Annotated in this window: 20 protein-coding genes; 7 read left to right on the top strand and 13 right to left on the bottom strand. The window is 53.8% G+C overall.

The annotated features are described in order from the left end of the window. Complete coding sequence (ssuC, locus tag B1H58_RS00080; RefSeq protein WP_085067400.1) at positions 1-789, top strand: aliphatic sulfonate ABC transporter permease SsuC; 789 nt, start codon at positions 1-3, stop codon at positions 787-789. Further along, positions 786-1,571: an aliphatic sulfonates ABC transporter ATP-binding protein gene (ssuB, locus tag B1H58_RS00085; RefSeq protein WP_085067401.1), complete on the top strand. Its 786-nt coding sequence runs from the start codon at positions 786-788 to the stop codon at positions 1,569-1,571. The genes ssuC and ssuB overlap by 4 nt, the downstream gene beginning before the upstream one ends. A 171-nt stretch (positions 1,572-1,742) precedes the next feature. Here the strand turns inward: ssuB and pepN are convergent, their stop codons facing one another. Beyond that, a complete protein-coding gene (gene pepN, locus B1H58_RS00090) occupies positions 1,743-4,358 on the bottom strand; it encodes an aminopeptidase N (RefSeq protein WP_085067402.1) in 2,616 nt (871 codons plus the stop codon). A gap of 252 nt (positions 4,359-4,610) precedes the next feature. Here pepN and pncB point away from each other — a divergent pair, with 252 nt between their 5' ends. From pncB to B1H58_RS00110, 4 genes are all read left to right on the top strand, one after another. Next, positions 4,611-5,816 (top strand): nicotinate phosphoribosyltransferase, encoded by a 1,206-nt coding sequence (pncB, locus tag B1H58_RS00095; RefSeq protein WP_085072196.1) that lies wholly within the window; start codon positions 4,611-4,613, stop codon positions 5,814-5,816. Between the two features lie 195 nt (positions 5,817-6,011). Further along, positions 6,012-7,412 (top strand): asparagine--tRNA ligase, encoded by a 1,401-nt coding sequence (asnS, locus tag B1H58_RS00100; RefSeq protein WP_085067403.1) that lies wholly within the window; start codon positions 6,012-6,014, stop codon positions 7,410-7,412. Positions 7,413-7,712: 300 nt separating this feature from the next. Beyond that, positions 7,713-8,852, top strand: a complete 1,140-nt coding sequence (gene ompF / locus B1H58_RS00105; RefSeq protein WP_085067404.1) for a porin OmpF — start codon at positions 7,713-7,715, stop codon at positions 8,850-8,852. Between the two features lie 186 nt (positions 8,853-9,038). After that, a complete protein-coding gene (locus tag B1H58_RS00110) occupies positions 9,039-10,229 on the top strand; it encodes an amino acid aminotransferase (protein WP_085067405.1) in 1,191 nt (396 codons plus the stop codon). Positions 10,230-10,270: 41 nt separating this feature from the next. Here B1H58_RS00110 and B1H58_RS00115 read toward each other — a convergent pair whose 3' ends face one another. The 7 genes from B1H58_RS00115 to cmoM form a co-directional block, all read right to left on the bottom strand. Next, positions 10,271-10,900 carry an MBL fold metallo-hydrolase gene (locus B1H58_RS00115; RefSeq protein ID WP_085067406.1) on the bottom strand — a complete coding sequence of 210 codons (630 nt, stop codon included), beginning with the start codon at positions 10,898-10,900 and terminating at the stop codon, positions 10,271-10,273. Positions 10,901-10,939: 39 nt separating this feature from the next. Then, positions 10,940-11,494, bottom strand: coding sequence for a peptidoglycan L,D-endopeptidase MepK (gene mepK, locus B1H58_RS00120; RefSeq protein WP_085067407.1), 555 nt, complete (start codon positions 11,492-11,494; stop codon positions 10,940-10,942). A gap of 185 nt (positions 11,495-11,679) precedes the next feature. Beyond that, positions 11,680-13,485: a L,D-transpeptidase gene (ldtD, locus tag B1H58_RS00125; RefSeq protein ID WP_085067408.1), complete on the bottom strand. Its 1,806-nt coding sequence runs from the start codon at positions 13,483-13,485 to the stop codon at positions 11,680-11,682. Positions 13,486-13,632: 147 nt separating this feature from the next. Then, on the bottom strand, positions 13,633-18,111 hold the full coding sequence (mukB, locus tag B1H58_RS00130) for a chromosome partition protein MukB (protein WP_085067409.1): 4,479 nt from the start codon (positions 18,109-18,111) through the stop codon (positions 13,633-13,635). After that, entirely contained in the window at positions 18,108-18,824 is a 717-nt protein-coding gene (gene mukE, locus B1H58_RS00135) for a chromosome partition protein MukE (RefSeq protein ID WP_085067410.1), read from the bottom strand. Before mukE ends, mukB begins: the two co-directional genes overlap by 4 nt. After that, a complete protein-coding gene (gene mukF, locus B1H58_RS00140; protein ID WP_085067411.1) occupies positions 18,805-20,127 on the bottom strand; it encodes a chromosome partition protein MukF in 1,323 nt (440 codons plus the stop codon). The genes mukE and mukF overlap by 20 nt, the downstream gene beginning before the upstream one ends. Then, positions 20,124-20,909, bottom strand: coding sequence for a tRNA uridine 5-oxyacetic acid(34) methyltransferase CmoM (gene cmoM / locus B1H58_RS00145; RefSeq protein ID WP_157130122.1), 786 nt, complete (start codon positions 20,907-20,909; stop codon positions 20,124-20,126). Before cmoM ends, mukF begins: the two co-directional genes overlap by 4 nt. 123 nt (positions 20,910-21,032) lie before the next feature. Between cmoM and elyC the strand changes: the two genes are divergently transcribed. Continuing rightward, positions 21,033-21,845, top strand: coding sequence for an envelope biogenesis factor ElyC (gene elyC / locus B1H58_RS00150; RefSeq protein ID WP_085067412.1), 813 nt, complete (start codon positions 21,033-21,035; stop codon positions 21,843-21,845). Positions 21,846-21,937: 92 nt separating this feature from the next. Here elyC and kdsB read toward each other — a convergent pair whose 3' ends face one another. The 5 genes from kdsB to msbA form a co-directional block, all read right to left on the bottom strand. After that, complete coding sequence (gene kdsB, locus B1H58_RS00155) at positions 21,938-22,684, bottom strand: 3-deoxy-manno-octulosonate cytidylyltransferase (protein ID WP_085067413.1); 747 nt, start codon at positions 22,682-22,684, stop codon at positions 21,938-21,940. Then, positions 22,681-22,863, bottom strand: coding sequence for a Trm112 family protein (locus B1H58_RS00160; protein ID WP_038627028.1), 183 nt, complete (start codon positions 22,861-22,863; stop codon positions 22,681-22,683). Before B1H58_RS00160 ends, kdsB begins: the two co-directional genes overlap by 4 nt. 110 nt (positions 22,864-22,973) lie before the next feature. Beyond that, complete coding sequence (locus B1H58_RS00165) at positions 22,974-24,152, bottom strand: winged helix-turn-helix domain-containing protein (RefSeq protein ID WP_085067414.1); 1,179 nt, start codon at positions 24,150-24,152, stop codon at positions 22,974-22,976. A gap of 61 nt (positions 24,153-24,213) precedes the next feature. Continuing rightward, positions 24,214-25,188 (bottom strand): tetraacyldisaccharide 4'-kinase, encoded by a 975-nt coding sequence (gene lpxK / locus B1H58_RS00170; protein ID WP_085067415.1) that lies wholly within the window; start codon positions 25,186-25,188, stop codon positions 24,214-24,216. Then, entirely contained in the window at positions 25,185-26,933 is a 1,749-nt protein-coding gene (gene msbA / locus B1H58_RS00175; RefSeq protein ID WP_085067416.1) for a lipid A ABC transporter ATP-binding protein/permease MsbA, read from the bottom strand. Before msbA ends, lpxK begins: the two co-directional genes overlap by 4 nt. Positions 26,934-26,961: the final 28 nt, after the last annotated feature.

Genomic DNA, 26,961 nt, shown 5'->3' on the forward strand with positions numbered 1-26,961 from the left:
ATGAGCAAAAATCTGAGTTCCCGGCATCCGCTGGTGCCCTGGCTGCTGCCGGCCACGCTGCTGGTTATCTGGCAGCTCGCCTCGCAAACCGGCTGGCTTTCTACCCGCATTCTACCCGCACCGCAGAGCGTGGTGTTGACGTTCTGGCATCTGAGCGCCAGCGGTGAGCTGTGGCAGCATCTGGCAATCAGCAGCTGGCGGGCGCTGACCGGCTTTGCCATCGGCGGTACCCTTGGTCTGGCGTTGGGGCTGCTGGCGGGCGCGTCCCACTGGGGCGAGCGCCTGCTGGATACCTCGGTGCAGATGTTACGGAATATTCCCCATCTGGCGCTTATTCCGCTGGTGATTCTGTGGTTCGGTATTGATGAGGCGGCGAAGATTTTTCTGGTGGCGCTCGGCACGCTGTTTCCGGTCTATCTCAACACTTTTCACGGCATCCGTAATATCGATCGCGGACTGGTAGAGATGGCACGCAGCTACGGCCTTTCCGGCTGGCGTCTGTTTAGTGAGGTGATGCTGCCCGGCGCCCTGCCCTCAATTATGGTCGGTATCCGTTTTGCGCTTGGATTGATGTGGCTGACGCTGATTGTCGCAGAGACTATTTCTGCCAATTCCGGCATCGGCTATCTGGCGATGAACGCCCGGGAGTTTTTACAAACCGATGTGGTGGTGGTTGCCATTATTCTCTATGCGCTGCTGGGCAAGCTGGCCGATGTCAGCGCCGTTCTGCTGGAGCGCGTATGGCTACGCTGGCATCCAGCTTATCAACTGAAGGAGGCCGCAGTATGAGTGCCATCGCTACGCCGTCACGGCTTAATATCGGTACGCCTATCGGCTTACAGGGCGTCAGCAAACGCTTTGGCGATCGATCTATTTTGCACGGAATCAACTTGCACATTCCCGCTGGTCAGTTCGTTGCAGTGGTTGGGCGCAGCGGCTGTGGTAAAAGTACCCTGCTGCGCCTGCTTGCCGGGCTGGAAGCGGCCAGCGAAGGCGAGCTGCTGGCAGGCCAGGCGCCGCTTTCCTCGGCGCGCGAAGAGACACGCCTGATGTTTCAGGATGCGCGCCTGCTGCCCTGGAAGCGGGTCATCGACAATGTGGGGCTGGGATTGCGCGGCGACTGGCAAGCGGCGGCGTTGCAGGCGCTGGAAGCGGTAAACCTGGCCGATCGCGCCCGGGACTGGCCAGCCGCTTTATCGGGCGGTCAACGACAGCGCGTGGCGCTGGCGCGTGCGCTGATTCATCGCCCCGGCCTGCTGCTGCTGGATGAGCCGCTGGGGGCGCTTGATGCCCTGACGCGCATTGAAATGCAGGTGCTGATTGAAAAACTCTGGCGTCAGCAGAGCTTCACCGTTCTGCTGGTAACTCACGATGTCAGTGAAGCGGTAGCGTTAGCCGATCGGGTTTTACTGATTGAAGAGGGAAAGATTGGGCTGGATTTAATGATTGATTTACCTCGTCCACGTCGTCGCGGCTCTGCACGGCTGGCTGAGCTGGAGGCCGAAGTGCTGCAACGGGTGCTGCAGCGCGAAGCGCCGGTAAGCGATCTGCCGCGCTATGCCCAACGGTGACGGCAGGCATTAAAAAGGGCAGCGATAGCTGCCCTGAAAAGTTTTCCTGACTCAACGTGCCGGGCGACCGGCAGCAGAACGTTTTTATAAGGATGCCTTAAACCGTGCTTTGTACATCTTTACGCTCTGACAGTGCTCAACTCGCGTTGAGTTCGTCGCCCTTTAAGGTGATTACGCGCTTAACGCCTTACTGATTTTCTCATAGAGATCGCCAGAGAGATTGTCCAGATCGCGCAGCTGTTCCAGCGCTTCGCGCATCATACGTTGACGGTCGTCATCGTAACGTTTCAGACGAATCAGCGGCTCAATCATTCGCGCCGCCACCTGAGGGTTACGGCTGTTGAGATCGGTCAGCATCTCTACCAGGAAGCGATAGCCGCTTCCGTCCCTGGCATGGAAAGCCGCCGGATTAGCCGAGGCGAAAGCGCCAATCAGGGAACGCACGCGGTTTGGATTGCCCATGCTGAAGGAGCGATGGTTCAGTAGCGAACGCACGCGCGTCAGCACATCCAGCGACGGGCTGGTGGCCTGCAGCGTAAACCACTTATCCATTACCAGGCCATCCTTATGCCAGCGCTCATCCCATGCGCTCAGCATCTCATCACGACAGTCAAGCTGCGCCATAACCGCCGCTGAAAGCGCCGCCAGCGCATCGGTCATATTATTGGCCTGCTGATACTGCGCCTGGACCAGACGGTTTGCCAGCGTCGCGTCGCCCAGCGCCAGATAGCTCAGGCAGACATTTTTCAGCGCACGTTTGCCAATATCCGCATGTTCAACGCGATACTCCGGCGTTTGATACGCGTTATAGACAGCCAGCCACTCATCAGCCAGTTCAACGGCCAGCGTACGCATCAGCGCATCGCGCACCGCAGCGTTAGCTTCCGGATCGATAGTATCGAACAGGGCAGCAATTTCATTTTCGCCCGGTAAGGTGAGGATCAACGCCATCAGCGCCGGATCGCTATGCTCATCCAGCAGCACCGCACGGAAAGCATCAGCCACATGCAGCGGCAATGATAACGCCTGCCCTTGCTGGAAGCGCGCCACGTTGAGCTTGATATAGGTCGCCAGCAGGCTTTGCGCGGCGTCCCAGCGCGAAAAATCGTTACGCGCATGGCGCATCAGGAAGGTTAACTGAGCATCGCTCCAGTTGTAATCCAGCTTAACCGGCGCGGAGAACTCACGCAGCAGCGAAGGCACCGGCTGGTGCCAGACCTTATCGAAAATAAAGGTCTGGAACTCTTCCGTCACGTTCAGAACATGATGAACTGGCTCACCGTTGTGCTGAAGCGGAATCGGCTCGCCCCGATCGTCATACAGCTCAATATCAAGCGGAATATGCAGCGGCAGCTTCTCCTGCTGATCGGCTGTTGGCGGCGTCATTTGCGTAACGTGCAGCGTATATTGCTCCAGCTCCGGATTATAGTCGTCGCGCACGCTCAGCACCGGCGTACCGGACTGGCTGTACCAGCGGCGGAACTGCGTCAGATCGATGTGGGAAGCATCCTCCATCGCCTGTACAAAATCGTCACAGGTGGCAGCACTGCCGTCGTGACGCTCAAAATAGAGCTGCATCCCTTTCTGGAAATTCTCTTCGCCCAGCAGTGTATGCAGCATGCGGATCACTTCCGACCCCTTTTCATACACCGTAAGCGTATAGAAGTTATTCATCTCGATAACCTGTTCGGGACGAATCGGGTGCGCCATCGGACTGGCATCTTCAGCAAACTGCGCGCCGCGCATGATGCGTACGTTATCGATACGGTTTACCGCACGCGAGCCAAGATCGGAGCTGAACTCCTGGTCGCGGAATACCGTCAGCCCCTCTTTCAGGCTGAGCTGGAACCAGTCACGGCAGGTGACGCGGTTACCGGTCCAGTTATGGAAATATTCGTGGCCGATCACCGCTTCAATGCCAAGGTAATCTTTGTCGGTTGCGGTTTCCGCTTTTGCCAGCACATATTTGGAGTTAAAGATATTCAGGCCTTTATTCTCCATCGCGCCCATATTAAAGAAATCCACCGCGACGATCATAAAGACGTCAAGGTCATACTCCAGGCCAAAGCGTTCCTCGTCCCATTTCATGCTGTTTTTCAGCGAGGTCATCGCCCAGTCTGCTCGGTCGAGGTTACCGCGATCCACGTAGATCTCCAGCGCGACATCGCGACCAGAGCGGGTGGTAAAGCTGTCGCGCAATACGTCGAAATCGCCGGCAACCAGCGCAAACAGATAACAGGGTTTAGGGAAAGGATCCTGCCACTTAATCCAGTGGCGTCCATCATCCATCTGTCCGGCATCAACGCGGTTGCCGTTTGACAGCAGGAACGGATAACGCGCCCGATCGGCAATCAGCGTCGTGGTGAAACGCGCCAGCACATCGGGGCGATCCAGATACCAGGTAATATGACGGAAACCTTCCGCCTCGCACTGCGTACAAAGCGCCTCGCCGGATTGATACAATCCCTCCAGCGCGCTGTTTTTATCCGGGTGAATATCGTTGACGATGTGCAGCGTGAAATTATCCGGCAGGCCGGTGAGCACCAACGCGCCCTCTTCCAGGCGGTAAGCCTCCCACGGCTGGTCATCAACCATCAGCGAGACCAGCGTTAACTCGCCACCGTCCAGACGCAGCTCGGCCTGATTCGCGCCAAGGCGTTTAACCCTGCTGACAGCGGTGACGCGGGTCACGCTGGCGTCCAGATTAAAGGTCAGGTCAATATCTGTGATGGTGTAATCTGGAGCCCGGTAGTCATGGCGGTACTTTACTTGCGGCTTTTGCGTCATAAACTCTTCTCGTATCAACAATGGTTTAACCCGCTAAGTCTATTCCGGTTGCGCCTGGCTTGCCATGTTGAAACCCAGCTTTTCGCAGTTAATGCTACATCCTGTTTACAATGGCACGTTTCCTCTCGACCTCTCACCGGGTTTTATGCTGTGATCGGCTTCTATTAATCTGCTGGCAGGTTATACTTTTTATCTTTACGACCTGTATACACCTACGGAAACGCCCCGCGCGAGAGGATGCTGAAACGCACCATGACACGATACGCTTCCCCGATTTTAACCACGCTGCTTGATACCGATGCCTACAAGCTTCATATGCAACAGGCTGTGTTTCATCGTTATCACGACGTGACCGTTACCGCAGAATTCCGTTGCCGGGGCGACGATCTGTTAGGTATCTATGCCGATGAAATTAGCGCTCAGATCGCGCTGATGAGCCAGCTGGCGCTTTCTGATGATGAATACGCCTGGCTTGCTGGCCTGCCCTTTTTTAAAACGGATTATCTGGACTGGCTGAAAACCTTTCGCTATAACCCGGAACAGGTAAAAGTACGCAATCATGCGGGCAAGCTGGATATTCGTATCAGCGGCCCGTGGCGCGAAGTGATTATGTGGGAAGTTCCGTTGCTGGCGGTGATTAGCGAAGTGGTTCATCGCCATCGTTCGCCGCAGGCGACGCCGGAAATGGCCGTGGATCGCCTGCTGGAAAAAATCAGCAGCTTTAAACAGCTGACGCAAAATATCGATATGTCGCGCTTCCGCCTGATGGATTTCGGCACCCGACGTCGTTTCTCGCGCGATGTGCAGTTGGCTATTGTCAGTACGCTTCAGCGCGATTTCCCGTGGCTTATCGGCTCCAGCAATTACGATATGGCTCGTCAGCTGGGGATTACGCCGGTAGGTACCCAGGCGCACGAGTGGTTCCAGGCGCATCAGCAAATCAGTCCGATATTAGCTAACAGCCAACGCGCGGCGTTGCAGGCCTGGCTGGATGAGTATGACGACAGGTTAGGCATTGCCCTGACCGATTGCATCACCATGGATGCTTTTCTGCGTGATTTCGGACCCGGCTTTGCCAATCGCTATCAGGGGCTGCGTCATGACTCGGGCGATCCGGTGGAATGGGGTGAAAAGGCACTGGCGCATTATCAAAAGCTGGGTATCGATCCGCAGACCAAAACACTGGTGTTTTCCGATAACCTCGACTTCACCAAAGCGGTGGATCTCTATCGCCACTTTGGTCAGCGCACCAATGTTGTTTTCGGTATTGGCACCCGTCTTACCTGCGATATTCCCGGGGTTAAGCCGCTTAATATCGTGATCAAGCTGGTGGAGTGCAACGGCAAACCGGTGGCTAAACTTTCCGACAGCCCGGGCAAAACTATCTGCCAGGATAAAGCCTTTGTGCGCGCATTGCGTAAAGCCTTCGATCTTCCCCTGGTCAAAAAAGCCAGCTAACGCTTATTGCCAGCGCGATTTTTCAGCGCGCTGGCGATTATTTTCTTCTCTAATATTCATTAATTCGTGAAATAAAAAGAAAACTGTTCCCTGACGGTGAATTCTGCTTGTGTCCTGCCGGACGGCAAGTAACATAGATTAGCCCTAAATTCGGGGTTAACCTGTTTATTTTCGAACTAATAAAGAGAGAACTTTATGAGCGTAGTGCCTGTAGCGGACGTACTGCTCGGCCAGGTTGCGGTTGGCGAAGAAGTCACCGTGCGCGGTTGGGTACGTACCCGAAGAGATTCAAAAGCCGGTATTTCCTTTGTCGCCGTGTATGACGGCTCCTGCTTTAATCCCGTTCAGGCTGTCGTCAATAATTCTCTGCCTAATTACCAGAGCGAAGTGCTGCGTTTAACGACCGGTTGTTCCGTTATCGTCACGGGCAACGTAGTTGAATCTCCGGGCCAGGGACAGAGTTTTGAGATTCAGGCGACGGCTATTGAGGTGGTGGGCTGGGTAGAAGATCCCGATACCTATCCGATGGCGGCAAAACGCCACAGTATTGAGTATCTGCGCGAAGTTGCTCACCTGCGTCCGCGTACCAATCTCATTGGCGCCGTTGCGCGCGTGCGCCATACGCTGGCTCAGGCGCTGCACCGCTTTTTCCATGAAAATGGTTACTTCTGGGTTTCCACGCCGCTGATCACCGCATCCGATACCGAAGGTGCCGGTGAAATGTTCCGCGTTTCCACGCTGGATTTAGAAAACCTGCCGCGCGATGCGCAGGGCAAAGTTGATTTCAATGAAGATTTTTTCGGTAAGGAAGCGTTCCTGACGGTTTCCGGGCAGCTGAATGGCGAAACCTACGCCTGCGCCTTATCAAAAATCTACACCTTTGGCCCAACCTTCCGTGCCGAAAACTCCAATACCAGTCGCCACCTGGCGGAATTCTGGATGCTGGAACCGGAAATTGCGTTTGCTTCGCTCGACGATGCAGCGGATCTGGCGGAAGCGATGCTGAAGTATGTCTTTAAAGCGGTGTTAAGCGAGCGTGCAGACGATATGGCGTTCTTTGCTGAGCGCGTTGATAAAGAAGCCGTTAGCCGCCTGGAGAAATTCGTCACGGCAGATTTCGCTCGCGTCGATTACACCGATGCTATCGATATTCTGCTGGCCAGCGGTCAGACGTTTGAAAACCCGGTTGAGTGGGGTATTGACCTCTCTTCCGAACATGAACGCTATCTGGCGGAAAAACACTTCCAGGGACCGGTTGTGGTGAAAAACTATCCTAAAGACATTAAAGCTTTTTATATGCGCCTTAATGAAGATGGTAAAACCGTGGCGGCGATGGATGTGCTGGCGCCAGGCATTGGTGAAATTATCGGTGGTTCACAGCGTGAAGAGCGTCTGGATGTGCTGGACCAGCGTCTCAGTGAAATGGGCCTGAATAAAGAAGATTACTGGTGGTATCGCGACCTGCGTCGTTATGGCACCGTGCCCCACTCTGGTTTTGGCTTAGGCTTTGAACGTTTGATCGCTTATGTCACCGGTGTACAAAATGTAAGGGATGTTATTCCTTTCCCACGCACACCGCGTAATGCCAGTTTCTAAAAACTGTCATTAAATATAAGAAATTCATATATATATGAAGGCTGACTCTGTCAGCCTTTTTTTATTTTTGTAAATTTTGAGATATCTCACAAAGTTCCGTTAATTTTACATTTTGTAATACATATTTTCTTTCTGAAACCACTATTAGGGTTTAGTAGCATTTTCGAGGTAGAATTACCTGGCGGCGAATGGAAAGATGCCTGCAGACACAGGAAGACACCAAACTCTGATCAAGCCTTTGTAAATAATTCTTGACGGCAGTGGCAGGTGTCCAAATAACTCCAATGAGGGTAATAAAAAATGATGAAGCGCAACATTCTGGCAGTGGTTATCCCTGCTCTGTTAGCTGCCGGTGCAGCCAATGCAGCAGAAATTTATAATAAAGACGGTAACAAGCTGGATCTGTACGGTAAAGCAGTTGGCCTGCATTACTTTTCTGACGATAGTGGCAATGATGGCGATCAAACTTACGTTCGCTTCGGTTTTAAGGGCGAAACTCAGATCAATGACCAGCTGACCGGTTTCGGCCAGTGGGAATATAACGTTCAGGCAAACAATTCTGAAGGTTCTGACGCTCAGGATGGTAACAAAACCCGTCTGGGCTTTGCTGGCCTGAAATTCGGCGACTTCGGTTCAATCGATTACGGTCGTAACTACGGCGTAGTATATGACGCTATTGGCTGGACCGATATGCTGCCGGAGTTCGGTGGTGATTCAAGTTACTCCGATAACTTCATGAACGGTCGTAGCACCGGTCTGCTGACTTACCGCAACACCAACTTCTTTGGTCTGGTTGATGGCTGGAACTTCGCCGTTCAGTATCAGGGCAAAAACGAGCGTGATGATGCCCGTCGTTCTAACGGTGACGGCTGGGGTGTTTCAACCTCTTATGAAACACCAATCGGTGTAGGCTTTGCAGCTGGCTATAGTGCTAGTGACCGTACTAACCAGCAGAGCACTGGTATTTATAATGTTCAAGACTCCAACGGTAACAACGTGAGTCCAGCAGTTACCCGTACTTATGGTCAGGGTAAAACTGCTGAGTCTTGGGCAACAGCGCTGAAATACGATGCTAACAACATTTACCTGGCAGCTATGTACGGCGAAACGCGTAATGCGACTCCGTTCACTGCTTCCCTGGGTGGTGGTGATAGCGTGTTTGGTTTTGCAAATAAAGCGCAAAACTTTGAAGTTGTTGCTCAGTACCAGTTCGACTTCGGTCTGCGTCCGTCTATCGCCTACGTTCAGTCTAAAGGCAAAGACATTGAAGGTATCGGCGATACTGACCTGATCAAATATGTTGATGTGGGCGCAACCTACTACTTCAACAAAAACATGTCTACCTACGTTGACTACCGTATCAACCAGCTGGATGATGATAACGCGCTGGGTCTGAATACTGATGATATCGTAGCACTGGGCCTGGTTTACCAGTTCTAAGTCCGCCTGCCGCAGAGCATATTGCGCTGCTAAGGTTAAAAAACGGGGCCAAAGGCCCCGTTTTTATTTGCCCTCTTCCCGCACTTCTGTTCACTATTCTTTTTCTCGCAAACGGTTGGCTTTTCAACTTTCTGGCGTTAACCTGAGGCTTCATTTCGCTTTTCTTGAAGCTTACGGACCTCTCACATGTTTGAAAATATCACTGCTGCACCCGCCGATCCCATTCTTGGTTTAGCCGATCTTTTCCGCAACGATGACCGCCCGAATAAAATCAACCTTGGCATCGGTGTCTATAAAGATGAAACCGGGCAAACGCCGGTATTAACCAGCGTTAAAAAAGCCGAGCAGTACCTGCTGGAAAACGAAACCACGAAAAATTATCTCAGCATTGATGGCCTGGCTGACTTTGCCCGCTGCACCCAGACACTGCTGTTTGGACAGGAGAGCGCCATTGTTAGCGCAAAACGCGCCCGCACGGCCCAGACGCCAGGCGGAACCGGTGCCCTGCGCGTAGCCGCCGATTTTTTAGCGACGCAAACCAGCGCAAAACGCGTCTGGATCAGCAACCCCAGCTGGCCAAACCATAAAAACGTCTTCAGCGCTGCCGGTCTCGAAGTATGCGAATATGATTATTATGATGCAGAGAACCATCAGCTCGATTTTGACGCGATGCTGGCCAGCCTGCGTGGTGCTAAAGCAGGAGACGTAGTGCTGTTTCACGGCTGCTGTCACAACCCAACGGGTATTGATCCTACCGCAGAACAGTGGGCCCAGCTGGCGCAGCTGTCAAAGGCGAGTGGCTGGCTGCCGCTGTTTGATTTTGCCTATCAGGGCTTTGCGCGTGGCCTGGAAGAAGATGCCGAAGGCCTGAGAATTTTTGCTGCCTGCCATGAAGAACTCATCGTCGCCAGTTCATACTCCAAAAACTTTGGTCTTTATAATGAGCGCGTGGGTGCCTTTACACTGGTCGCGGCAGATGCCAGCGTAGCCGATACCGCGTTCAGCCAGGTTAAATATACTATCCGCGCAAACTATTCTAATCCTCCGGCGCATGGTGCCGCCGTTGTTGCCACCATTCTTGGTAATGATGCGCTGCGTGCGATTTGGGAGCAGGAGTTAACGGATATGCGTCAGCGCATTCATCGCATGCGTCAGCTGTTTGTGAATACGCTCCAGGAAAAAGGCGCTAACCGCGATTTCAGCTTCATTACACATCAGAACGGGATGTTCTCTTTTAGCGGGCTGAGTAAAGATCAGGTGATTCGCCTGCGTGAAGAGTTTGGCGTTTATGCAGTGAATTCAGGACGTGTTAACGTAGCTGGCATGACGCCAGATAATATGGCCGCCCTGTGCGAAGCAATCGTTGCGGTTTTATAAAACGATGACGTAAAAAATGGGCCTGCGGGCCCATTTTTTATTCAGATTAAAAAAGGATTACTGATACGCTCACGGCCTAAAGTGGATATTGGCCCATGACCAGGAATGAAGGTGATATTATCGCCAAGCGGCAGCAGCTTATTTTTAATGGAATCAATCAGCGCCTGGTGACTACCCTGTGGGAAATCTGTACGACCTACGCCGCCGTTAAAAATAACGTCGCCGGATATCAATAACCGCCCGGCACGGTGATAAAAAACAATATGACCGGGTGTATGGCCAGGACAGTGCAAAACTTCCAACGTCGCATTGCCAACCTGTGCCGTCTCCCCTTCTTCCAGCCAGCGATCGGGCGTAAGCGGCGCGCATTCTGCAAGACCAAACATTTGACTTTGCGTTGGCAAAGCTTCCAGCCAGAAGGCATCGAGTTTGTGCGGCCCGATAATTTCTACGCCATAATAAGCGGCCAGCTCAGCGGCGGCTCCTACATGATCCAGATGACCATGGGTGAGCAATATGGCAGTTATCGTGACCTTCTTCGCTTCAACCTGTTGTTTAATTAATTCCGCATCGCCGCCGGGATCGACCAGCGCAGCCTCAAGCGTTTCACTGCACCAAACTAACGAGCAGTTCTGCGCGAATGCCGTTACGGTAATAATATGATAATCCATAAAGCTCCATGACCCGCACAGCTGGCGGGGTTCTCTGCATTACCAGTGGCGCACCGGCCCGGTATCAATATGCACAAAGTTACTACGTGGATAATATCCTACACCACCAGCACGCATTTTTAGCGCCGCTTTGCGTATATTGCTCAGAGAAATCCCTTCAATATGAAAATCCATCGCCTGGCCAAGAGTGTGATAACTATGTTTTGCTACCCCACTGCGCTTACTTTTGCCACGCAGCATATTATTGGTGGCTAAAGAGCGATAACCGGAAATAAGCTGAATGGGTTTACGATTTTCAAGCATTGCCTGTAATCGATAAAGCTGATCGAACAGCCTGGGGTCGATATTTTTAACTTTATTTGCCCGATAATCGCGGAAAAAGTGATTCAACCGCGCCAGCTCATCCTGATCGTAACTTTGCCCATTAAAAAACTCGGTTTTCAGCGTTTCACCGGTGTGAAGATTGTTCAGCGTAAGGATACGAGGACGAGAAGTCGAAACAGAGGCAAGAGCTGAGCCTGGAAGTAGCGCAAGCCCTGCTGCCGCACCACCTAAAACCAGCAGCTTACGACGTTGTGGATCAAAATTAGCCATAAATTGCGTTTACCTGAGAAAAGAAAGCGAACCGTGCAAAAAGTACACAAGCCCGCACCTTAACCGCCACTCCGGATGACGTCAAGGTAGTAAACGGCAGTAATGTGAGGATAAACGAAAATGCAGGCGATAACCCGACTGCCAGAAATAACCGACAGTCGGGAAAAAGTTTACTGAATCAATAATTAAAGCAGGAGTTGGCCCGCCTGTGCCAGAATACGCGTGCCTGACTGCGCAGGGGTATCGTAATTGTAAATATCTGTGCGGAACTGTGTCTTACCGTCATCCGATACCCAGGCTGTGAGATAAAAGAGATTTACCGGGACATGATGGCGAACAGGAACATAACGCGTATCGCCCTGCTGTAAACTACTGGATATACGCGCCTTATCCCAGCCTGCATTCTGCAGCAGCAAATTGGCTAATTCCGAAGCCTTATTTACCCGCACGCAGCCAGAACTCAGCGCGCGAATATCTTTCTGGAAAAGATTATGGTTTGGCGTGTCATGCAAATAGATAGCATCAGAGCTGGGCATATTAAATTTAAAACGTCCCAGCGAATTATGAGCGCCAGGTGCCTGACGTATGCGATAGGGGAATGTGGCCGCTGAGACCATACTCCAGTCAATCATGCTGGGATCGATAACCTCCGCATCATTACTCCAGCCGGAAAGCAAGGTATAGCCGTGCTGATAAAGATAAGAGGGATCGCGTTTAACTTTGGGAATAATATCCTGTCGTACCAGTGTAGTAGGCACATTCCATGGCGGATTTAGCACCACATTATTTAAAGCGCTGCGCATCAGCGGCGTTTTACGGTCGGGACGCCCTACAATCACGCGGGACGATAAGATTTCATTGCCGTCCGCGTAATAGACCAGCGAATAGTTGGCGATATTCACCATGATGCCATTACGCATATCATCCGGCAGCAGGCGCAAACGCTGGATGTTCAGCGCCAGCAGCGAGGCTCGCAGCTGCGGCGACACATTAAGCCATTCGCGCGTGCGCGGACCAATTGCCCCGTCGGCTTGCAGACCCTGCCAACGCTGAAAGCGCTTTACCGCCTCAATCAGTGTGGGACCATAAATATTGTCGTTTGTCGCCACCGGTTGTGAAGAGGTGACATTGCCTGGCGCATCTGGCGTGGACGCTGGCATATCAGCCACAGGTGTTGCAGAAGGGCTTACCACAGCCAGACGATCGCTCTGTGAGGGATTGGCTGCTTCCGCATCCTCATTCGGCGCTGGCGCGTCATCCTGTGTCGACAGCATGCCGGTACGCTGCAGGATCTCCTTTAACGCCGGAACATCATCGCTGATCTGCCCGGGACGCAGCGTCTGTTTATCTTTCAGCTGCGGCCAGGGATGGTTATCCGCCAGTAACTGCTTCAGCGCATTATGCATTGGGGTATATTGAGGATGCTGCGGAACTAACGAATTTACGAAGTGGGTCAACTGCCCGGCGTCAACCGCCGCCAGCCACTGGTTAGTAACCGAAAGCGGCGGCAGCGCCATTTTGTAAGGCACGCGGCTATAGAGCCAGCTTTCACCCTGCTTCGGCACGTTAGCAACAAATTGCAGGTAACCCAGCATTGCGTCCGATAAAACAATATCGCGCGCCATACCGGTGATCTCAGGATCGGTTAATAGCTCTACCCAGCGGGTAAACTGCGGCTGAACCCCGGAAATTGCCACTTCCGCCAGCTGCTGCTGGAAGTGCTGCACCGCTTCTTTTTCCTGCCAGACAGGCTGCATCTGGCGGGCAGCGTATAAAGATGCCAGCGAGCCGGTGTAAAAAGGCTTAACGCCCTGTGGCAATGCGGCCAACATTTGCTGTTGTCCTGCAGCCGCGCTCATGGATTCACCGGCTCTTTCTACCGGCACGGCCGTAATAATTGCCGCCGCAGCGGTTGATATCTGTACCAGGCTGATTGCAACTGCCCAAGCCAGCGTTGTTTTCTTCAGTGCTTGATATTTTGCCAGCAACATCCTTGCCCCCTGCCTGCTTTGGTCCGAGGTTAATACACTCTCAGGACTGTTAATTATTATAATAAGTATATAAACGAACAACGGCATTTGTCTCAAAGAGCAAATGCCGTTGTTTAGATTAAACGCGAGGCAACCGTTTTACTACATTTATACCTGCGTTTTTTCATCCTCCGACTGGTCCTGCTCCGCCCGAGATATCGTCGCGCCTGGCAGCGGATCGGCAGAGAAACCTCTCAGGCCAACCACATGCACATGTTCCGTATTGTTGAAAACCTTACGCACCAGTTTATAGGTGGTGCCTTTTTCCGGGCTGATGTTTTCCGGGGCGGCGATAATCAACTGCATCTCCAGACGTTCGCAAAGTTCAAACAGTGTCGCGATTGATTTGGCATCAAGGCGTGCGGCCTCATCAAGGAACAACAAGCGACACGGGCTGATATCTTTGCCGCGCAGACGACGCGCCTCTTCTTCCCAGCTCTGGACGACCATAACCAGAATTGACATCCCGGTACCGATCGCTTCACCGGTTGACAGCGCGCCGCTTTCAGCACGCAGCCAGCCATCCGAACCACGGTTAACCTCAACTTCCATTTCCAGATAGTTGCGATAATCCAGTAGCTCTTCGCCGATGGTTTGCGCCGTGCGCTGTCCCATATCGATCTGTGGATTGAGTCGCTGCCAGAGTTTGGCCAGCGCCTCGGAGAAGGTCAGCCGGTTGCTGTTAAACAGATCCTGATGCTGCTCATGCTGTTCAGAGAGGACATCCAGCAGCGTCGCATGGCTTTCGCGCACGTTAACATTCAGGCGCACGCTACGCACCTGACCAAAGCTCACGCTTTGCAGGCCCTGGTTAAGCTGGCGAATACGGTTCTGTTCACGCTGAATCGTCTTACGAATAATATTGGCTACGCTACGCGAACTGATCGCCAGCATCTGTTCACGCGCGGTCAACTCTTCAGTCAGACGGCTAAGCTCAATTTCCATCTGCTCGATCGCTTCAACCGGATCGTCGGTACGAATAATATCCTGGCGGATACGCTCGCGCAGATGCTGATAAACGGCAATAAAGAACTGAATTTTACGCTCAGGACGTTTTGGATCTTCAGAAAGACGCAGCACGTCTCGCAGATGTTCATTATCGGCAACCGCCAGACGCAGCGCGCCCAGCGCTTTATCCGACATTGAGCGCAGCTCATCGCCGCCCAGATAGGCCAGTTCACGGCGATGCAGACGTCGCTCAACGCCGTTATCTTTCACCATGCGCATCACCGCGCACCAACCCGCTTTGGCGCTGACCACCTGCTCACGGCTGATATGGTAATCGCGCTCCAGACGACGCAGTTTTTTCTGCAGGCCGTCCATTTCCGCTTCACAGAACGTTAGCTGTTTTTCCAGCTGGTTGCGCCGCGAACGGTTATGGCTAAGGGCATTGTGCAGCTCATCACGACGGATTCTGGCGCGCTCTTCGGCGCTGGTATCTGCCTGGACGCCAATATCCTGCATCTCCTGCTGCAGCTCTTTCAGCATATCGCGCTTGGCATCCCAGGCGCTTTTTAACGAGGCCAGAACCTGCGAATACTGCGTTAGCCTGGCCTGATGCTCGCGCAACTGCTCACGCGCTCGCGCACGTTCCGCTTCCGCCTGCTCCAGACGCTGACGCAGTTTTTCATTCAGATCGCTGGTTCCGGTAAGCATACCGGCAGAGTCTGCATAGCCGAAATGGGCGCGGCGCTGTACTACCTCGGTAATAGCAAACGCCTGCTGGCGCGCTTCACGCTGCGTCTGCTGCGCCTGCTGATAGTCTGCTTTTAACTGCTCATGCTGTTGGGGATCGCTCTGCAGCACCGACAGCAGCGGCTCCAGGCGAGCCAGATGATTGCCATGCTGTTGTACAAAGCGCGCCGCCTCCTGCGCTTCACTCATCAGTTCACGCAGTTCTTCACAGCGATCCGCCAGCGTCTCATCAAGCAGCAGATTTACACGCGGTAACAGGCGGTTCAGCTGTGCAACGCCCTCTTTGGCCTGTTCAAACTGCTGGCGCTGCTGCTGATTTTCGCTTTCGTGCGCATTGAGGGCGCGTTCGATTTCACTACGGCGCGCATTAAGCTGACGGATTTGCGCTTCAGGATCCTCTTCGAAAGCCACCGCCAGGTGACTGCCGATAAAGCGGCTAAAGGATTGATGCAAACGCTGGGTTTTCTGCACGTCAAAAGAGAGTGTGGCGTAGGTTTCTGCCAGCTGTTCGCGTTCGGCATGCAGCAGTTCCAGCTGCTTTTCACGAGCGGCGCGACCAAACAGCGGCACTTTAGGAAAACGCGAATAACGCCACTGACGCTCTGCCACCTTGACCACGACGGCTTTTTCCAGCTCTTCCGTGCTGAAAACGCTGTCGTCAAAGGATTGCGGATCCCCTTCGATCAGGTAGAGATCTTCCGGGCACTCTTCCAGGCCATCCAGCTGCTCGCGTACCAGCGAGAGATCAGGCACCACGATGGCATGACGCGACGGGCCATACAACGCCGAGAAGTAAGGCGCATCTTCCAGGGTGACATCATCATAGATTTCCGACAGCAATACGCCGCCGAAACGCTCGGCCAGGGCGTTCAGCCGCGGATCTTCAGAACCGCCGGGCTGGCTCAAGCGCTCAATCTGCTGCTCCGCTTCACGCTTACGCGCCGCCACCTCATCGCGCTCGACTGTGGTTTCACGCTCGCGCTCCAGCAGCTGCTGCATAAACTCGGTAACCTGCTGGCTGTTTTCCAGCGGCTGCCCGGTCTGTTCGCTAAGCTGAGTCAGGATCTCCTGCGCTGCCAGCCAGTGTGGCGCACGCGCCGTCAGCTGGCTGATGCGTTCACGCAGCTGTTCCAGCTCCTGGCGCATCATCATGCGCTGCTCGCCGGCATCGGCTACGCTCTGCGACAGCTGTTCAATACGCGCTTCCAGCTCATGCTGCAGCGCCTCCAGCTCATGCGCCTCATACTGCTGGCCCTGACGCTTGCAAAATTCGTTCAGCAAACGCTCCGCTTCATACTGCTCGCGCAAGCGCTGTTCCATTTCCGATAAGCGCATCCGCAACGATGGCAACTGCTCAGCCTGATGACGCTGGTTAGCCGCATCGCGCAGCAGTTCCCGTGCGGTTTGCCAGGCTTCACTACGACTGACCGGCCCGGCAATTTTGCAAACCAGTTCAAAGGCCTGCTCGAACTGACTGTGCGCCGCTTCGGCCACGCTCATTTTCTGCTCAAGCATCAGCAGATTTTCCGTGGCTTCCTGCTCACGCGCCTGGAAGGTTTCCTGCCAGCTTTCCGCATTATCGATGGTGAGTTCAGGCAGACGGCAAATTTCCTGCGCGCGTTGTAACGCCTGCAGCGCTTGCTGGTACTGAATCGCACGCGTTTGCTGGACATCCAGCGCCTGCTGGTAGTCTGCCAGCTGGCTTTTCAGCTCATCAACTTCCAGCTCGGCCGCTTCCCGACGCGCTTCTTTCTCTTCCTGCACTTCACGCGCTTCGGCCACTACCTCATTCTGCTCTTCCAGACGGTAGGTTAGCTCATCAATATCGGCTTCGTAACGTTCGATTTTTTCCTGTTGGCGCACCGCCGTCTGCACCAGATTCAGGTGATCGCTGGCTGCCTGATAATCGGTTTCCAGGTCGCTTTCAGCAGCGCTGTGCTCCGCCAGCTCACGCGCCATTTCCACATGACGATACTGTTCAGCGGCCAGCTGTTTACGGCTGGCAAAAAGATCATTACGCAGCACCAGCGCGCCATCCAGATGGATGCGGCGTTCATTGGCGTGACGCATATAATCCGCCGCCACATAATTGGTGGCTTCAGAAATCAGGTGCTTAAACAGGTCGCGATCGGACTGAGTAACGCGAATCGCTTCCAGCGTCATGCGGTTTTCCCGCAGCGCCGCTTCCATATCCTGAAACGCTTTACGCACGCCGCTGTTTTCCGGCAGCAGATAATCGCGCAGCGAACGGGTGATGGCGCTGGAGATCCCGCCATACAGCGAAGCCTCAATCAGACGATAAAACTTGCTGCGATCGCTGGCGGAGCGCAGGCGACGCGCCACAATGCCCAGTTCAAACATCAGGCTGTGGTAATCGGTAATGGAGTTGTACTGTTTAAACTGCACCCCTTCCATTGCCTCAACGCGATCTTTCAGCTCGTTCAGCGGCAGGACGCGCGCCTGACGTGTGCCAACCGTTTCTGTAAGCATCTCAGTGGGATGCATAGCGGTGGGCAGACCGTGAATACTAAATGGACGGATATCCACTTTTTTATCACGTCCGGCAACCTGCTGCAGACGCACCCCGACCACCACGCGCTGGTGACGTGAATTGACTACGTCCAGTACGGAGTAGCAGACGCCCGGACGCAGCTTACCGTGCAGACCTTTGTCACGCGATCCGCTGGTAGAGCCCGCCTCGGTGGTATTACGGAAATGAAGCAGCGTCAGATCGGGGATCATCGCCGTAATAAAAGCCGCCATGGTGGTGGATTTACCGGCGCCGTTTCCGCCTGAAAGCGTGGTGACCAGGTTATCAAGCTCAAAAGTACGCGCAAAAAAACCGTTCCAGTTAATCAGCGTGAGCGAGCGAAACTTTCCGCGTTCAATCATTCCTCTTCATCCTCCGCCATGTCTGCCTGGCGCTGCTGGCTATCCGCTTCTTCTTCGCTGTTTTCCGTGGTTTCCAGCGTCATGGCTTCGCCGGTGCGAATCATACGCAGCTGTGCTTCGCGCGGGTCGTCGCCGCTGCGAACATCGGCGCCAAAGCGAAAAACAGATTCCATAATGCGAAATTTACTGCTGTCGTTGCCCATGAACCACACCATGCCAAGACGGCGCAGGCGATTAAGCGACGCGCGCATTTTTTCTTGCAGCTTCTGACGATCGAGATCCGACCCGGTGGAACGCTGATTCACAACCTTTAGCAGCTTCCCTTCATCCGCCAGGCTCACCAGTTCGTCATAGAGTTCCTGCTGGGTAAAAATCCCCTCGTTCGCCAGGCGTTCCGGGCTGAGATAGAGATAACAGAGAATTTTTCCCACCAGCATATCCAGTTCAGAAAGTACTGAACGTGGGATCAGCGTGGTAGATCGCGGACGTAAATAGAAAAAACCTTCCGGCGCGCGCACCAGCTCAACGTTATAGCGCGCATAAAACTCTTCAAGGTATTCCTGGTAATCCATTAAAAAGGCATGGTTGTCCAGCTCTTCAATGCCGATATGTCGTCCCGCACGCAGCTGGCTGTCCAGCGCGGGAAAAAGCGGATTGGCCAGTGCCTGAGCCATTTTAACTGGCATCACTTGTTCAATATTTGTCGATGACATGTGCCTGCACCTTGGCTCCGTAATCATTAATGGGCTGCCATTGCGCCGGCAACCCGGAAAAATCAGCTTCCGCCACGCCTAAACGCACCGCCTGGTCGACGACAATGCGCGCCACGTCAAAATGACGGGCCCGTGGGTACTGCGCCAGATAATCCCGCATGACCTCACCGAGGTTAAGCGGTCTGTTTTCCGTTTTGTAAATCTGCAGCGCTTCTTCAATCATCGCTGCAAGCTGCTCACGGATTTCATTAAATTCTTCATACTCCAGTTCCGAAGGCAGCTCGCCGGTGACCTCTTCGTCACGCAATGTCAGCTCTTCGTCACGCATATCAAACAGGCGATCGGCATTGGCATAGGTCAGCGCCCAAGGCTGATCAAAATAGTTCTGCACCGACTGACGCAAGCGCTGCGCAAAGACGCGGTTTTTATCCATATCGATAGCGGTACGGATAAACTTATGGACGTGACGGTCATAGCCGATCCACAGGTCAATCGCCTGCTGGCCCCAGCTAATAATACGATCGAGTTTATTCTGCAGATCGAACACCAGCTTATCGACAAAACCAAGATCCGGGCTGCTGAGTGTGGCATCCTGAATGCGCAGCAGATTGGCCTGCAGTTTATCGCCCGCGGCTTCCAGCGTATCCTGCAGTTCGCGCAGCGTACCAGACGTTTCCGAGAGCAGCAGTTCACAACTGGAGATGGCGGCGCGCCAGTCCTGATTTAGCAGCGCAGCGATATCGTTTTTAACCGACTGCTGTTGCTCATCCATCAGGCGCTGGGTTAAATCGATGCTGTCGAAAATCTCCGCCACCGAGTATTTCAGCGGCGCGAAAACGTTGCGGTGCCAGTGAAACTCGTCGCCATCCTCTTCCGCTGCATCCGCCGCCCGCTTCAGCTCCTGGGCAACAATCGAAAGCTGCATAGAGAGACGCAGAGTAGAAAATTCACGCTGGCGGATATAATAATCGGTAATACCGATCGCCAGCGGCGTCAGACGATAGATAGCGTTGCCATCCGCCAGTTCGCTGGTAAAGCGATTAAGCAGGCGCTGGCGCACCATATCGTTTATCGCATTATTGGCGCGTACCACCACGGTTTCATGGCTTTGCTCAAAGGCGTTACTGACGTGACGAAACGCATCGATCAATTCGCCCTCGCTCATTTCCCCATCCATGCGTTCGCTGTTTAGCGTGGCGATAGCCAGCAGAAACGCCAGACGTTCGGTGGGTAACGAAACGGAAAAATCGTTTTTCCGCGCCCAGGAGACCAGCTCCGGGACAGTCTGGGAAAAATCACTCATAGTAGGTCCTTCGGGCCGGGTTTGCGCGCCGTGACATGAATATACCGCCCCAGGCTGATAAAGGGTTCCTGGCGGCAATATTGGGTTTCTATTGCCAACAGCCGATCAAATTCATCTATTCGTCGTTGTTTATCGTGCATGTAATCGTGAAATACCCGAATGCCGGCGCGGCGTTCAATAATGAAGCCGCAGGATTGCAGCCACTGATAGACCTGTTGGGGATCGCGCGGATAATCAGGCGAAAGCGTTTTCTTTTTGCCTTTCTTCATGCCTACTTCCAGCCAGCCGAAATTGCCGTGCGCCGCCGTACTTAATATCTGCCCGTGCAGGTTGTAAAACATCAACGATAATATGCCGCCCGGCGCCAGCGCTTCATACAGCGTAGCCAGAATCGCTTCAGGCTCGGCGACCCATTCCAACACAGCGTGAAACAATACCAGATCCGCTGGCTTATCCAAGCATTGCGCCACCTGCTGGGCGCTAATTTGTTTGAATTGCATGTTATCCAGCACATCCTGCTGCGCCGCATGTTCGCGGGCACGCTGCAGCATTTCACCGGATATGTCGCACAGCAATACCTGATGGCCGCGCGCGGCCAGTCCGCAGGCAATTTGTCCCTGACCGCCGCCAACGTCCAGAATGTTCAGCGATCGCGCCGGTAGCGTCTCCAGCAACGCATCCAACTCCTGCCACAGGATAGCCTGACGAATACGCCCTTTGGTGGTACCGTAAATGTTTTGCGCAAATTTAAGGGCAATATCGTCAAAGTTACGATCCTGCATGCCTCAGCTCCGGTGATTGCTGTTTCAGGGCGCCTATTTTGTCATACCCCGCCGCAGAATGAACCTTTGATGCAGAGTCTGGCTATCAGATGATGTTTTTTCGGACAAAAGGAATCGGTATTCATGCTTTTTACCCTAAAAAAAATAGTTGGTGGCCTGTTGCTGCCTTTGCCTTTGCTGCTTTTGTTAATGGCGGTCGGGCTTTTGCTGCTTTGGTTCTCACGCTGGCAAAAAAGCGGGAAAATTCTTGTTTCCGCCGCATGGATTATGCTTTTTTCTCTGAGCCTGCAGCCGATAGCGGATAGTTTGCTGCGTCCGCTGGAGCAGCGTTATCCCACCTATAATCAAACCGAGCCCGTGGAGTTTATTGTGGTGCTTGGCGGTGGCTATACCTGGAATCCAGCCTGGGCACCGAGCTCCAATCTGATTGGCAACAGCCTGCCCCGCGTAACTGAGGGCGTAAGGCAATGGCGAATGCACCCTGGCGCTAAGATGATTTTTACCGGCGCGCCCGCGTTATCCAATCCCGTCAGCAATGCTGAAGTCGCCGCCCGGGTTGCGCGCTCTTTGGGAGTGCCGTCGACGGACATTATTCAACTCGACCAGCCACGGGATACGGACGATGAGGCGCTGGCGGTGAAACAGATCGTGGGACAGCGCCCCTTTCTGTTAGTGACCTCTGCCAATCATATGCCGCGCGCCATGACATTTTTCCATCATCAGGGCCTGATGCCAGTTGCCGTGCCGGCGAATCAGATGGCGATCGATTCGCCGCTTAACTGGTGGGAGAAAGCGTTGCCTGCGCCGCTGTGGCTAAGCCATAGCGAACGTGCGGTCTATGAAAGGCTGGGCGCGCTGTGGCAAAGTCTGAATGGAAAAACCGCCGCTGATGGCACAACGTCGCAGGCTGCGCCTTTAGCGAATAAGCGGGAGTAGAGATCGGAAACGCCTGCCTCAGCGTGGCAGGCGTGGAAAGGCAAATCCAAGGGAGAAACCTGAAGGAGACTCCCTTCGCTGGCAACATCTGTTTAGCGTAACGCTTCGCGAACGCGAGCCAGATCTTCAGCCGTGTCAACGCCTGCGGCTGGTGTTGTCGCTGCGACATCGACATGGATCTTTTCGCCATACCAGAGTACGCGCAGCTGCTCCAGCAGCTCGATCTGTTCCAGCTCGCTGGGCTCCCAGCTTACGTAGCGACGAATAAAACCGGCCCGGTAGGCATAAATACCGATATGACGCAGCAGGCTGCCGCCAATAGTGTCACGCGACTGTGCAAAGCGCTCACGATCCCAGGGAATGGTAGCGCGAGAGAAATAAAGCGCATATCCCCGCGCATCGCGTACTACTTTCACCGCATTGGGATTAAATGCTTCCTCAGCATCGGTAATCGGCACCGCCAGCGTCGCCATGCCCGCCTCGGACGCAGCCAGATTATCAGCAACCTGACGGATAATTTCAGGCGGAATTAATGGCTCATCGCCCTGCACGTTAACAATGATGGTGTCATCGGCAAACTGATACTGTTCGATCACTTCAGCCAGCCGCTCGGTACCGGATTGATGATCGGGCCGCGTCAGGCAAACTTCGCCGCCTGCCGCGGTAACTGCCGCCGCCACGTCGGGATGATCGGTGGCAACAATAACGCGATCGGCGCCCGACCGCAGCGCTCGCTCCATCACATGCACCACCATCGGTTTACCGTGAATATCAACCAGCGGTTTACCGGGTAAACGTGTTGATGCAAAACGAGCCGGAATGATGGCGACAAAACTCATGGATGTATCTCATCTGCAGAGAGCGTACGGGCTTCGTTTTCCAGCAGCACCGGAATGCCGTCGCGCACCGGATATGCCAGGCCATCTGGTTTGCAGATGAGTTCCTGCTGCTCTTTGTTGTAGTAGAGCTTGCCGTTACAGACCGGACAAGCAACGATTTCAAGTAAACGGTGATCCATGTTTCCTCCGTAATGGACCGAAGCCTCAGGATGGCAAGCATAACACAGCCGCTGAACGGGCGATAATGTCACGCTTGCGTCGTTAGCGGCCAGTGGGTGCCTATGCGCTGTTACAGGTTATCGGGCCCTTTTTCAATTCTGACCTGCTCAGCACCCTGCCAGCGGGCAAAGCGCTCAATAGCTTTACGTATGTCATTCACCAGGCCTGCGCCAATCCTGGTTTTATCTTCCAGCCATAAGTTCTTGATCTGTAAGCAGCGCTCGCGGCGTAACATTTTCGCATCCAGCCGGGCCTTGAGTGCGCCACGATGCAGTAACGGCAAGGTAAAATAACCATAAAGGCGCTTTGCTTCAGGCGTATAGCACTCCAGACGATAATTAAAATCGAATAGCGCCAGTGCGCGGCGTCGATCCCAGACAACGGGATCAAAAGGAGAAAGAATAGCCGTATGGGTGGCTTTCAGCGGCTTTTCTAGTAATGCCGCACTCTCATGATGCAGCCACATCTCGCCCATATCTTCTACTGTTACCGCGACGACAAAGCCCTCTTCCTGCCAGCGTGGCATCAGCTCTTTTAACGCAACGCGTTTCAGGCGGTAATAGTCCGGTAACCACTCGGCGCGAAACAGCCCCAGGCTCCGGGCGCTGTTGCGTAACATCTGTTCCCGGGCATCTTTTTCGCTAAGCATATGCAATGCATCATCCCATTCCGGTAGCACCCGTTGCCGCAGATCATAAATACGCTGAAAATTTTGTCGGCCGGTAACCATCAGCTCCCCGGCGGTAAACAGATTTTCCAGATGTCGCTTATGCGGCTTCCACGCCCACCAGCCTGGCTGATGTCCGGGCACCGTGGCAAAATCAGCAGAACGTACCGGGCCGTGGGTAGCGATATGTTGAAGCAGGCTCGCCACCTCATCAGCATGCTCTCTCATCCATTCGGCGCTGTATTTCCAGCCCATTTTTTCCGGTTGCAGCATTCGGTGGCGCAATAAGGGGTAATCTTCAGCAGGAATAAAACAGGCTTCATGCGCCCAGTATTCAAACAGACTACCCGAAGCCAGTGCCTGCTCCAGCCAGATTGCAGGATACTCGCCCAGGCGGCTGAACAGGACCAGATAAGGGCTACGCGCGACAACATGAATGGTATCGATTTGCAGCAGCGACATGCGCCGAATTACTGCCAGCAGATCGTTATAAGTGGCCTGACGTTCAGGCGGATGCAGCAACCCTTGCGCAGCAAGATGCAGGTTACGGGCAGTCTGGCGGGAAAGAGAAACGGGTGCCATCAGCTTTTCCTTTCATTCGGATAGCACCAGTTTAGTGGCTCTGCTCAACGCTGTTAAACCGCTAACGGCACAGCGCGACAATTTTTTGCAGTAACGGCTCTGCCGTCGTAGAGAAATGCGCTCTAACCGGCAAATACCACCAGTTTTCATGGGCGAAAGACCGGCACTTTACCGCATCCTTTTCCGTCATGATCAAGGGTTCATTGTTCGGAGTTAGCGCTGTCAGGCTCGCTTCGCTGTAGGCCTGATGATCGGCAAAGGGGATGGCCTGGATAACCTCAACCCCATGCTGACGCAGCGTAGAGAAAAAGCGCGGCGGATGTCCGATACCCGCCATCGCCACTACCGGCGATAAGGCTGCTGCCTGACGGCTGGCCCCGGTCTTCAGGTTTATCGCTTCGCCCGGCTGAAGCGTCATTGACAGCTCGCCTTGCCTGGCCTCTCCGCCGTTAACAATCACGGCATCCACCTGTTGCAACCGGCTGGCGCGCTCACGCATCGGGCCGGCAGGTAACCACCAGCCGTTGCCGAAGCGCCTTTCGCCATCGACCACAACAATTTCCATATCGCGTGCCAGAGCATAATGCTGTAAACCGTCATCAGTCACGATCAGATCCAGCGGACCAGCGGCGAGCAAGGCTTTAACCGCATCACTACGTACCGGCGCAACGGCAACCGGGGCACCGGTACGCTGAGCGATCAGCACAGGCTCATCGCCCGCTTCCAGCGTCGAGGTTGCAGCGTTCAGCAGTAGCGGATAATGCCCGGCCTTGCCGCCATAGCCGCGAGAGACTACGCCGACGCGTAGCCCCCGCTGCTGCAGTTGCTCCACCAGCCAGACAACCACTGGTGTTTTACCGTTACCGCCTGCGGTGAGATTCCCCACCACTACCACCGGAACCGGCGCACGCCAGGCGTGACGCAGGCCAAGGCGATAGCTCAGCCGGATAAGGCTGGCGATCAGCCCGTACAGCAGGCTGAACGGCAGCAGCAGCAGATAGAGCGCCGAGCGACCACTCCAGATACGCTCAATCATTGACCAAACTGCATCTTATGCAGCTGCGCATAGGCGCCCCGCTGGCTGAGCAATTCATCATGCGTGCCGCGCTCAATAATCTGTCCATCCTCAACCACCACGATTTCATCGGCTTTTTCGATAGTGGAAAGGCGGTGTGCGATAACCAGCGAAGTACGGTTTTTCTGCAGCTCATCCAGCGCGGACTGGATAGCACGTTCAGATTCGGTATCCAGCGCCGAGGTCGCCTCATCAAGGATCAGGATCGGGCTGTCACGCAGCAGCGCGCGAGCTATGGCGATACGCTGACGCTGTCCGCCGGAAAGCAGAACGCCGTTCTCACCAATAACGGTATCCAGGCCATTATCCATTTTGCGGATAAAATCCATGGCATGTGCCATTTCGGCGGCCTTCTCGATCTCCTGGCGGTTGTAGACGTCGTTACGTGCGTAGGCGATGTTGTTAGCGATGGTATCGTTAAACAGATGAACATTTTGCGAGACCAGCGCAACCTGATTACGCAGAGAGCGCAGAGTATATTCACGCAGATCGTGACCATCCATCAGGATCTCTCCCTGCTGGATATCGTAAAAACGCGTCAGCAGGCTGGCGATGGTCGATTTACCCGAACCGGAACGTCCGACCAGCGCCACGGTTTTACCTGCCGGAATGGTCAGATTAATATTACGCAGCGCCGGGAGATCGCGACCTGGGTAGCTGAACGTTACGTTACGGAATTCGATATCCCCTTTCGCCCGCTCGATTTCACGCTTGCCGGTATCCACTTCCTGCTCGCTATCAAGAATAGAGAACAGCGTCTGACAGGCGGCCATGCCGCGTTGAAACTGAGCATTCACATTGGTTAATGACTTCAACGGACGCATCAGTGCAATCATTGAAGAAAAGACTACGGTGATGGTGCCTGCCGTCAGGGTATCCATTACGCTGGGGAAGCTGGCGGCATAAAGCACAAAAGCCAGCGCCAGAGAAGCGATCAGCTGAATGATAGGGTCGGAAATAGAGGAAGCAGAAACCAGCTTCATCCCCTGATGACGCATGCGGTTGCTGACTTTATCAAAACGCTTCGCTTCCACATCCTGGCCACCGAAAATCAGTACTTCTTTGTGCCCTTTCAGCATCTGCTCAGCGCTGGTGGTTACCTGCCCCATGGTGTTCTGCATATTTTTACTGATGCTGCGAAACCGTTTGGAGACGGTACGAATCGCCATAGAAACAATCGGTGCGAGCACAATCAGGATCAACGACAGCTGCCAGCTGTAGTAAAACATCATGATAAACAGGCCGATAATCGACGCGCCTTCACGTACTACGGTAACCAGAGCGCTGGAAGAAGAAGAGGCAACCTGTTCAGAATCATAGGTTATACGCGACAGCAGCGTCCCGGTGGACTGCTGATCGAAAAAGGAGACCGGCATTCCCATCATATGATTGAATAAGCGACGACGCATATTCATAACAACGTTGCCAGAAACCCATGAAATACAGTAGCTTGAAATATAACTTGAGATGCCGCGAATCAACATCAGGCCGATTACCGCCAACGGCATCCATATTAAGACCGATTTATCGGCCTTACCAAAGCCTTCATCCAGTAAAGGTTTCAGCAATGACAGCATAAGGGTATCGCCTGCCGCGTTGATGATAAGCGCTACGGCTGCCGCAATCAGTCCCGCTTTATGCGGTGCGATCATCGGCCAAAGGCGACGAAAAGTCTGCCATGTTGAGAGATCTTTATCTTGATGCATTATTTAACCAGCATTGTTTGAAATAGCC

This window comes from Pantoea alhagi, assembly GCF_002101395.1.
Classification (GTDB): domain Bacteria; phylum Pseudomonadota; class Gammaproteobacteria; order Enterobacterales; family Enterobacteriaceae; genus Mixta; species Mixta alhagi.